Source organism: Frankia sp. CcCS3 (assembly GCF_977927575.1).
Genome location: NZ_CDWRCL010000004.1, coordinates 26,153 through 36,687 on the forward strand (window position 1 = coordinate 26,153; position 10,535 = coordinate 36,687).

Below are 10,535 nucleotides of genomic sequence, written 5' to 3' on the forward strand. Positions count from 1 at the left end.
AGACCGCCACGATCGGAACAGCGCGGGCCGCCGATCCGTTGGTCGGATGTACGCGCGGTGAGATGCGCGCACCGGCGGTACCCTCGGCACAAGGGAATCCCGATCGAGGGCAGCACACACGTCAGGAGGGTGGAGCGCTCGTGTCCGGTGCTCCAGACAGATGACTCCAAGAAGAATTTTCCGCGGCTGGGTGCCACTGCTGCTCCTGGTCCTGTTCGTGATCATTCTCACGACGGGTGTCCTCTCGGGTCCCAGTGAGTACGGCAAGCGAGACCTGAACTTCGTCCAGCAGCAGATCGACGAAGGCCAGGTGGCGAAGGCCAAGATCCAGGATTCGAAGCAGCTCATCCAGATCCAGACGAAGGACGGCCAGAAGTTCGAGTCGTCCTATGTCACCGAACAGGGTGTCGTCCTGGCGAACGAGCTCCGCAACAAGCGGGTCGCCTACGACGTCTCGGTCGACCGTGGAAACATCCTGGTCTCGCTCCTGCTGAACCTGCTGCCCGTACTGCTGGTCGTCCTTCTGCTGTTCTTCTTCATGAACCAGATGCAGGGCGGCGGTAACCGGGTCATGAACTTCGGCAAGTCCAAGGCGAAGCTGGTGAGCAAGGACACGCCGAAGACGACGTTCGCCGACGTGGCCGGTGCGGACGAGGCCATCGAGGAGCTCGAGGAGATCAAGGAGTTCCTCGAAAACCCGGGCAAGTTCCAGGCGATCGGAGCCAAGATCCCCAAGGGGGTCCTGCTCTACGGCCCGCCGGGAACCGGCAAGACGCTGCTGGCCCGGGCCGTCGCGGGTGAGGCCGGGGTGCCCTTCTACTCCATCTCGGGCTCCGACTTCGTCGAGATGTTCGTCGGTGTCGGCGCCAGCCGGGTCCGCGACCTGTTCGAACAGGCCAAGGCCAATGCGCCCGCCATCGTCTTCGTCGACGAGATCGACGCCGTGGGCCGCCACCGCGGAGCGGGACTCGGCGGTGGCCACGACGAGCGGGAGCAGACGCTCAACCAGCTCTTGGTCGAGATGGACGGGTTCGACGTCAAGGGCGGGGTCATCCTCATCGCCGCGACGAACCGGCCCGACATCCTCGACCCGGCCCTGCTGCGGCCCGGCCGCTTCGACCGGCAGATCGTCGTGGACCGGCCGGACCTGCTCGGCCGCGAGGCCATCCTGCGGGTGCACTCCAAGGGCAAGCCGATCGGCCCGGACGCCGACATGATGGTCATCGCCCGGCGGACCCCCGGGTTCACCGGTGCCGATCTCGCCAACGTACTGAACGAGGCGGCTCTGCTGGCCGCCCGCTCCAACCTGAAATTCATCTCGTCGGGGCTGCTCGAGGAGTCCATCGACCGCGTGATGGCGGGACCGGAGCGCAAGACCCACGCGATGAGCGACAAGGAGAAGAAGCGCATCGCTTACCACGAGGGCGGCCACGCCCTGGTCGCGCACGCACTGCCCAACTCCGACCCGGTGCACAAGGTGACCATCCTGCCCCGGGGGCGCGCGCTCGGGTACACGATGCAGCTTCCCCTGGAGGACAAGTACCTCTCGACCCGCTCGGAGATGCTCGACCGCCTCGCCGTCCTCCTCGGCGGGCGCACCGCCGAGGAGCTGGTGTTCCACGACCCGACCACGGGGGCGAGCGACGACATCGAGAAGGCCACCCAGATCTCGCGAGCAATGATCACCCAGTACGGGATGAGCGACAAGCTCGGCGCGATCAAGTTCGGCACCGAGAACAGCGAGGTCTTCCTCGGCAAGGAGGTCGGCCACCAACGCGACTACTCCGAGGAGGTCGCCAGTGAGATCGACATCGAGGTGCGCCGGCTGATCGAGGCCGCACACGACGAGGCCTGGGAGATCCTGGTGACCTACCGGGACGTCCTGGACAACCTCGTATTGCGGCTGATGGACACCGAGACACTGAGTAAGGACGAGGTCGCCGAGGTCTTCGCGACGGTCCAGAAACGCCCCGTGCGTGGCATCTACACCGGGGTGGGGCGTCGCGTCCCCTCCGACCGGCCACCGGTGCAGACTCCGGCCGAGCTCGGCCTGCTGACGGCGGATGTCGCCGACCTGGTGAACGACCCGGGCCACGGTAATGGTGCCGCCGGACGCGGACCGGGCGGCAACGGGGCCGGGGGCAACGGGGCCGGCGGTCACGGTCAGCCCACCGGCGTGCCGGGGGCACCCGCGGGCTCGGGCCCCGGGGTCGACCCGCCCGGTCCGGGCGGGGGCGTACCGCACGGCACGGATGTCGGTGGTCCGGGTGGGAATGGCAGCCCCGGGGGGCACGGTTATCCCCAGGGCCGGGGCACGCCGGCGCCCCCCGGAGGCGAAGGTCCGGCCCATGACGGGCCGAGGATCGCCAACCCGTGGGCCCCGCCGAGCTGGCCGAGCGACGACGAGAGGAGACGCCGTTGACGTCTTATTCCGACGAGGCGTCCACTGCCGCGGGCGAACGACGAGGTGAATCATCTCCCGCGGCGGAGGCCCCAGGAATGGACGGTTTCGGCATCCCGGACCCCATCGCCGACGGCGACGGACCGGCTGTGTCAACCCCGGCGCCGGGCAATGGCAGGCCGCGGCAGGCCCGTCCCTTCGACCATGACCGAGTCGCACGCGCAGTTCGTGAGCTACTGATCGGGATCGGCGAGGACCCGGACCGCGAGGGTCTTCGCAAGACCCCGGACCGGGTCGCGCGGGCGTACCGGGAAGCCGTCGAGGGTCTTGGCCGGGATCCCTCCGAGGTCCTGACCACCGTCTTCGATGAGGGCCACGACGAGATGGTGCTGGTCCGTGACATCGATTTCTCGTCGCTGTGCGAACATCACCTGGTCGTGTTCTCCGGCAAGGCGCACGTCGCCTACATCCCCAACAGCAAGGGCCAGATCACGGGCCTGTCGAAGCTCGCCCGGCTGGTCGACCTCTACTCCCGTCGCCCGCAGGTCCAGGAACGGCTGACCTCGCAGATCGCGGACGCCCTCGTCGAGGTGCTCGACCCGCGCGGAGTGATGGTCGTCATTGAGGCGGAGCACCTGTGTATGTCGATGCGCGGTGTGCGCAAGCCCGGGGCCACCACGGTGACATCCGCGGTGCGTGGCCAGTTCCTCAGCACCGCTACCCGCAACGAGGGCATGTCGCTCATCCTGCACAGGTAGCTCCGGGTAGCAGGGATTACAGGCGGCAGGCCTGAATCCCGGAGACGAGGATGCCCCGGGCACCCAGCTCCCAGAGATCGTCCATCATGCGGTTGACCTCGGCGCGCAGCACCATCGCCCGCACCGCGACCCAGTCCTCGCGCTGCAACGGAGAGATCGTCGGGGACTCGTAGCCAGGTGTGATTTCGCATGCCTTGTCGAGCACGGCCGTCGGAACGTCGTAGTCCATCATCACGTACCGCCGGGCGACCAGAACCCCCTGGATCCGGCGCAGCAGACGCTCATGCGAAGGGGACAGATCGGCGCCCCTCTTGGCGATCACGATGGCCTCCGAGCGCAGGACCGGCTCGCCGAGCAGCTCCAGACCCGCGGCCTTGAGCGTACGGCCGGTCTCGACCACGTCGGCGACCGCGTCGGCGACGCCGAGCCGCACCGCCGTCTCGACCGCACCGTCCAAAGTCACGATGCCACCCGGGGTGACCCCCCGACCGGCAAGGTCGGCCCGGACCAGCGCGGGGAACGACGTCGCGATCCGCTTGCCGGCGAGCTCCGTGATGTCCGCGAGCGTCCCCTCCGGAGCGGCGTAACGAAACGTGGCGAACCCGTATCCAAGCGGAACGAGCTCCTCGGCGGCGGCATTGCTGTCGAGGAGGAGATCACGCCCGGTGATACCAAGATCGAGACGACCCGACCCGACGTAGACAGCGATATCCCGAGGGCGCAGGAAGAAGAACTCGATGTCGTTCTCGACGTCGGCGACCACCAGCTCGCTCCCCTCGCGCCGCGCGAGGTAGCCGGCATCGGAGAGCAACTGACCGGAGGCGGCCGACAACGCCCCCTTGTTCGGAACCGCGATACGAAGCATCGTCACTACTCAGCGTCTACGAGAAAGGACAGGGCATCGATCACAGATGGGAGTATACGTCGTCTAACGAAAGGCCTAGAGAAATCATCAGCAGCTGACTCCAGTAGAGTAACTGGGAGATCTCCTCGGCGGCCCTTCCCCGGCCTTCGTGCTCGGCCGCCATCCACGCTTCAGCGGCCTCCTCGACCAGTTTCTTGCCCAGATGGTGGACGCCCTGATCGAGCGCGGCGACAGTTCCCGAGCCGGGTGTCCGACGCCGCCATTTCTCGGCAAGCTCGACGAAGAGTTCGTCGAATGTTTTCAGGTTGGATACATTCGACGAATCGGATGCGCCGACGGATGGCACGGCGGGCCGATCGGCAGGGACCATGCTCGGCATGCTACCCGTCACCGGGCGGACGACCTCCGCCCCGCAGGCCCGCGGCGCGGAGCGGCACACGACGACCACAGACACGCGCTCCGCGGCCAGCCGGCGAGCCGGTGCGACGGAGTCCCTCCACCGGCCGCCATGTTGCTGGTTAACTTGATGACTGTGCTTCCGCCCGCGATCATCGCCACCGACCTGGACGGGACGCTGATCCGCAGCGACGGCACGGTGTCCGAACGCACCCGCGGGGCGCTGCGCCGGGTGGAACGCGCCGGGGCGACCGTGGTGTTCGTGACGGGACGACCCAGTCGGGTGATGGCCGGCGTCGTCGCCCAGACCGAGGTCTCTGGGCTCGCGATCTGCGCGAACGGCGCGCTGGTCTTCGATCTCGACTCCGGCGAGCCGGTCAGCCATCGCTGCCTGGAGTCGGCCACGGCCCTGCGGCTGGCGGCGGCGATCCGCGCCGCGGTTCCCGACGCGGTGTTCGCGGTCGAGAGCGGCGTGCGCTTCGGCCGGGAACCCGCCTTCGAGACGATGTGGCCCGATCCCGAGGAGATCGTCGCGGAGTTCTCGGAGCTGCTGGGCGTCCTGCCGGCGACGAAACTGCTTGTCCGGCGGGGCGGCGCTCCGTTTACGGAGGTGTACGACGCCATCGTCGAACTCGCCGGGATGGAGGCCGTCGTCACAACCTCCAGCGCGGACCTTCTCGAGATCGCGGGACCGGGGGTGTCGAAGGCGGTGGCACTGGCTGAACTCGCCGCCGGGCGGGGGGTGATCGCCGCCGACGTCATCGCGTTCGGAGATATGCCGAACGATCTACCGATGTTCGCTTGGGCCGGATACGCGGTCGCCGTCGCGAATGCCCATCCCGAAGTACTGGCCGCCGCCGACGAGATCACCGTGTCGAATGATGAGGACGGGGTCGCGATCGTCCTGGAGCGTCTTTTCCCATAACTACAATGATCTTCTTGGGTATTCTGGTCCATCCCGATCCCGACCGGGCCGCATACCGGGCCGGGCACTCTTCGTGAATACCCTCCGGCCGGTTCCCGGCCGACGACGGGGATTCCCGGCGGACCGCGGCGTTGATGCCTGCCCGGCCGGATCCGGACACGGCAGCGCCTCCCGGTCTCGCGCTCTCGCAGCGTCTGCATGCGCAGCGTCATCCGAGCATGCCGCCCCGACATCCGTCGCACAGACGGGCCAGGATAGGGGCATGGCAACCCTCGTCCAGAACTCGGCCTCATCCGGGCTGCCGGCTCACGAGATCGACGGCGAGTTCCTCGCGCTGCCGCGCACCGCGCTCGCCGACGCGGCTCTGCAGACCGCACGTGATCTCGGCGCGACGCACGCCGACATCCGCATCGAACGGCTCAAGGACTCCTCGCTGTCGTTCCGCGACACCTCGCTGGAAAGTCGCCATGAAGGCGCGACGCTGGGTTTGGCTGTCCGGGTGGTACACGGCGGCACCTGGGGTTTCGCCGCCGGCGTCGACCTGACGACGGACGAGGCGGCGCGGCTGGCCCGCGAGGCCGTCGCGATGGCCCAGGTCGCCGCCCCGCTCAACTCCGAACCGGTCGAACTCGCCCCGGAACCGACCCACACCGACGCGGTCTGGGTCTCGGCCTACGCGACCGACCCGTTCGCGGTCGACGCCCGGGACCGGGTCGAACGGGTCGGCGGCCTGTGTCGGACGCTGTTCGCGGCGCACGATGTCGACCATGTCGACGGCCGGTTCAGCGCGGTGATGGAGAACAAGTACTACGCCGACCTGACCGGGACCACGACGACACAGCAGCGGGTGCGGGTGATCTGCCAGATCGAGGCGACCCGGGTCGATCCCGCGGGCGGCTTCGAGTCGATGCGCACGATCGCCCCGCCCGTCGGTCGCGGCTGGGAGTGGCTGGTGGCGGGCCCCGCGGCCGGCTGCTGGGACTGGGAGAGCGAGATCGACCTGATCCCAGGTCTGCTCGCCGAGAAGTCCGGGGCCTCCTCGGTCGAACCAGGGCCGTACGACCTGGTCATCGACCCGTCGAACCTGTGGCTGACGATCCACGAGTCGATCGGGCACGCCACCGAGCTCGACCGGGCGCTCGGCTACGAGGCCGCCTACGCCGGTACCTCCTTCGTCACCCTCGACCAGCTGGGCACGCTGCGGTACGGCTCCCCGGCGATGACCGTCACCGGGGACCGCACGGCCCTGCACGGGCTCGCGACCATCGGCTACGACGACGAGGGCGTGCAGACCCGCCGGTTCGACATCGTCCGCGACGGCCAGTTCGTCGGGTATCAGCTCGACCGGGCGATGGCGGCCCGCAATGCCGCCGTGCTCGGTGTCGACCGCTCCAACGGCTGCGCGTTCGCCGACTCCCCCGCCCATGTGCCGATCCAGCGGATGGCGAACGTCTCCCTGCTCCCGGCGCCCGGCGGCCCGTCGACCGAGGAGCTGATCAGCCGGGTCGACCGCGGCATCTACGTCGTCGGGGACAAGAGCTGGTCGATCGACATGCAGCGGTACAACTTCCAGTTCACCGGCCAGCGGTTCTACGAGATCCGCTCTGGTCGCATCGTCGGCCAGCTCCGCGACGTCGCCTACCAGGCGACGACGACCGACTTCTGGGGGTCCCTGGAGGCCGTGGGAGGCCCCGAGACCTACGTGCTGGGCGGTGCGTTCAACTGCGGCAAGGGCCAACCCGGCCAGGTCGCGGCCGTCAGCCACGGCTGCCCGTCGGCTCTGTTCCGCGGCACCAACATCCTCAATGCTCGCCGAGAGGCCGGTCGATGAGCCGGCCGGCCGGACCGGAACCAGTCTCAGCCGACGGAGGAAGCATGGTGCGCGAGGCCACCCACGAGATCGTCGAACGCGCCCTGGGCCTGTCGAAGGCGGACGGCTGCGTAGTGATCGCCACCGAGTCCAGTGCGGTGAACCTGCGCTGGGCCAACAACACGTTGACGACCAACGGCGCCAGCCGGGACCGGTCGATCACCGTTATCAGCGTCATCGGCCGCTCGTTCGGGGTGCGGACGGCCTCCACCATCGACTCCCCCGGTCCCGGCGGCCGCCCCACCGCGCGTCCCACCGACCTGCCGCATCCCACCGATGCCGACGGCCTCGCGGAGCTCGTCCGCGCCGCCGAGGACGCGGCCCGGGACGCCGAGGATGCCGAGGACTACACGGACCTGCTCGGGCTGGACACAACGGCCGTCCGCGCGGGTGCGGGGTCGGCGGGCGGCGCGGCCGAGGCCTTCACCGATCCGGCCGCCCGAACCAGCACCACGGTGTTCGCCTCCTTCGCCCGGGACCTCGCGGAGGCGTTCGCCGCGACGCGGGCGGGCGGGCGGCGGTTGTTCGGCTTCGCCGAGCACAATCTGACCACCACGTGGCTCGGGACGTCGACGGGGCTACGGCTGCGGTACAGCCAACCGACCGGCAGCGTGGAGTGGAACGCCAAGAGCGGCGTTCCCGGTGGCTCGGTCTGGCACGGCCAGTCGACCCGTGACTTCACCGACGTCGACGTCGCGGATACCGACGCGGCGCTGCGCGACCGGCTGGCCTGGTGCGAACGGTCGCTGGAACTGCCGGCCGGCCGGTACGAGACGCTGCTGCCGCCCTCCGCGGTGGCGGATCTGATGATCTACATGTACTGGACGGCTGCCGGTCGGGACGCGGCCGAGGGCCGGACGGTCTTCAGCCGGGCCGGCGGCGGCACGCGTCTCGGCGAGGCGATCGGACCGGCGGGGCTGCGGCTGGCCAGCGATCCGCACGACCCGGAACTCGCGACGACCCCCTTCGTGACCGCGCAGTCCTCCTCGTCGATGTCCAGTGTCTTCGACAACGGGCTGGCGCTGAGGCCCACCGACTGGATCTCGGACGGCACCCTCGCCGCCCTCGTGGAGACCCGCGCGTCCGCCCGTGCCACCGGGGTCCCGACCACCCCGATGATCGACAATCTGATCCTGGACGGCGGAGGCTCCGCGTCGCTGCAGGAGATGATCGCCTCGACGAAACGCGGGCTCCTGCTCACCAGCCTGTGGTATATTCGCGAAGTCGATCCCGAGGTGCTTCTGCTCACCGGCCTCACCCGGGACGGGGTCTACCTGGTGGAGAACGGTGAGGTCACCGGGGCCGTCAACAATTTCCGCTTCAACGAGTCACCGGTCGACCTGCTCGGCCGCCTGGCCGAGATCGGCGCCACCACCCGCACCATGGCGCGGGAATGGGCGGACTGGTTCACGCTCACCCGCATGCCCGCGGTACGGATCCCCGACTTCAGCATGTCCTCGGTCAGCCCGGCGAACTGACCGCCGGGCCTTCCGGGGACGGACGCGGATGCTCTCGTACCTGGTCACCCCGCCGCCGGGCCGACGGGGTTCTCACATCCTGGACGGTTAGGACGTCAGCAGGTTCGCGTGATCCTCCCACCAGCTGTAGAGGCTCGACAGGCTGGCACCCTCCTTGGACACCGCGACCTTGTCGTCGTCGAAGCCCCAGGCGATCCGGTAGTCACCGTTGCTGAGACGGATGCAGACAAGCGGTCCGCGTTCGTCGCCGTTGTGGTTCCACCGGCTGGACCCCTCCTCCCCGGAGCGGCATCGGCCGGTCCCGTCCACGTGGGACCGCTGCCCGGCGAAATAGTCGTTATAGGCGCTCCGGGTGGAGAATTTTCGCAGATAGACCAACGTGGTGTCGGTTGCCGTCTTGCAGGAGAGCGCTGCGATCACGTCGTATTTCGATTCCAGGTCGGCGCGCCCCCTGCACGTCGAACGATTGAGAACGGAAGCCTTGAGAAGATCGTAGAGGCTTTCCTGACTCGCCGTGAACCGTGGGACGGTTGACGGGCTGGCCACAGGCGGGTCCGGTGGATCTGATTCCGCCACGGTCGTCGACGGTACGACGGCGGGAGTCGGGGACGGCGCGGCGCTCGGCGTCGCGGCCACGGGCGCGGGCGCGGTGACCATGGCTGGCGCTGTTCGCGGCGACGCGGGGCTGGTCGTCGGCGTGCGGAGGGTCGGGTGAGCCGGCGAGGTCCAGGGAGCAACGGTCGCCGGTCCGCCCGCCGAAATCGCCGTCAGTCGCCAGACGCCGACCATGGCCCCGGATGCCAGCAGGAGGACGGTGAGGACGACCGCGGGAACGACCAGTCTCCGGCCCCGCCGTAGGCCTCGCGCATCCGTTGGCCGACCGGGTGCGCGGTCGCCTTCAGAAACCTTGTGGTGCACGATGGTTGGCGACTCGCTCGTGTCCCTCGCTCTCGGCGCGCCCTGGCTGCCGTCGGACGCCGTTCTCAGGGAACCCTCCGGATCGCTGAGAACGGTGTCGTCCAAGGGAACGGAGGATGCCGGTGAGACCCCCAGCGCGCTGGTCCCGACGTTGCGGCCAAGAGCGTCAAGCTCCTCGACGATCTCTGTGACGGAAGGTCGCCGCTCCAGATCGAGGGCCATCATCCGTCGGATCAGGCTCCGCAGCTCCGGCGGGATGTTCACCGGCAGCTCGGGCACGTTCCCGGCAAGTATGGTCGCCGGCCCGTCACCGGGACGGGGCGCGAAGGGCGCGACACCCGCGAGCAGGGTGTGCAGGGTGGACCCGAAGGCGTAGACATCCGCAGCGGTTCCGTACTGGCCGCCGTTCAGGACCTCTGGCGCGCAGTGGATGGGAGTGTAAGCGGCAAGGCTTGCGGACGCACCCGGATCGGCCATGATGGCGGCCGTACCGAAGTCGCTGAGAACGATATGCCCGTCCGGGGTGACGAGCAGGTTGCTGGGCTTGATGTCCCGGTGGATTATGCCGGCGCCGTGCGCGGCGACAAGCGCCCGGGCCAGCCGCGTGCCGACACCGATGGCCTCCGGCACGGACAGCGCGCCACCGTCCCGGATCCGCTCGGCCAGGGAGCCATCGCGGAGGTACTGCATGACGGTGAACGGTCTTCCGTCAGCCGTCGTTCCTGCTCCGAAGACGCTCACGACCTCCGGAAGATGGGACAGCCTGCCAACCGCCTGGCATTCACGGCTGAAACGGCGGGCGGCGTCGCCGCCTCCCAGGGCAGCATTGATAATCTTGATTACCACGGTTCTGGCGAAAAGATTCTGATGGGCAGCGTAGATAACACTGAAACCACCGAGCGCGATCAGATTGAAATCCCGATA

At 68.7% G+C, this 10,535-nt stretch carries 8 protein-coding genes; 5 read left to right on the top strand and 3 right to left on the bottom strand.

Annotated elements, in window-relative coordinates; translation table 11 throughout:
- The first annotated feature begins 160 nt into the window (after positions 1–160).
- Positions 161–2,422, top strand: a complete 2,262-nt coding sequence (gene ftsH, locus AC08OQ_RS00860) for an ATP-dependent zinc metalloprotease FtsH (RefSeq protein ID WP_476598880.1) — start codon at positions 161–163, stop codon at positions 2,420–2,422.
- Complete coding sequence (folE, locus tag AC08OQ_RS00865; RefSeq protein WP_476598882.1) at positions 2,419–3,159, top strand: GTP cyclohydrolase I FolE; 741 nt, start codon at positions 2,419–2,421, stop codon at positions 3,157–3,159. Before ftsH ends, folE begins: the two co-directional genes overlap by 4 nt.
- A 16-nt stretch (positions 3,160–3,175) precedes the next feature.
- On the opposite strand, the gene hisG is transcribed toward folE, so the two are convergent.
- Together hisG and AC08OQ_RS00875 are read right to left on the bottom strand one after the other, a co-directional pair.
- Positions 3,176–4,024 (bottom strand): ATP phosphoribosyltransferase, encoded by an 849-nt coding sequence (gene hisG / locus AC08OQ_RS00870; protein ID WP_476598884.1) that lies wholly within the window; start codon positions 4,022–4,024, stop codon positions 3,176–3,178.
- 40 nt (positions 4,025–4,064) lie between these two features.
- A complete protein-coding gene (locus tag AC08OQ_RS00875) occupies positions 4,065–4,394 on the bottom strand; it encodes a phosphoribosyl-ATP diphosphatase (protein ID WP_462185852.1) in 330 nt (109 codons plus the stop codon).
- Positions 4,395–4,550: 156 nt separating this feature from the next.
- Between AC08OQ_RS00875 and AC08OQ_RS00880 the strand changes: the two genes are divergently transcribed.
- The 3 genes from AC08OQ_RS00880 (at position 4,551) to AC08OQ_RS00890 (ending at position 8,693) form a co-directional block, all read left to right on the top strand.
- The gene (locus tag AC08OQ_RS00880; RefSeq protein ID WP_476598888.1) at positions 4,551–5,345 is read left to right on the top strand and encodes a Cof-type HAD-IIB family hydrolase; all 795 of its coding nucleotides are present in this window, start codon (positions 4,551–4,553) and stop codon (positions 5,343–5,345) included.
- A 262-nt stretch (positions 5,346–5,607) separates the two neighbouring features.
- Positions 5,608–7,176, top strand: a complete 1,569-nt coding sequence (locus AC08OQ_RS00885) for a TldD/PmbA family protein (RefSeq protein ID WP_462185849.1) — start codon at positions 5,608–5,610, stop codon at positions 7,174–7,176.
- Positions 7,173–8,693, top strand: a complete 1,521-nt coding sequence (locus AC08OQ_RS00890) for a metallopeptidase TldD-related protein (RefSeq protein WP_476598890.1) — start codon at positions 7,173–7,175, stop codon at positions 8,691–8,693. Before AC08OQ_RS00885 ends, AC08OQ_RS00890 begins: the two co-directional genes overlap by 4 nt.
- Positions 8,694–8,780: 87 nt before the next feature.
- Here AC08OQ_RS00890 and AC08OQ_RS00895 read toward each other — a convergent pair whose 3' ends face one another.
- A complete protein-coding gene (locus AC08OQ_RS00895) occupies positions 8,781–10,520 on the bottom strand; it encodes a protein kinase domain-containing protein (RefSeq protein WP_476611867.1) in 1,740 nt (579 codons plus the stop codon).
- Between the last annotated feature and the right edge of the window lie 15 nt (positions 10,521–10,535).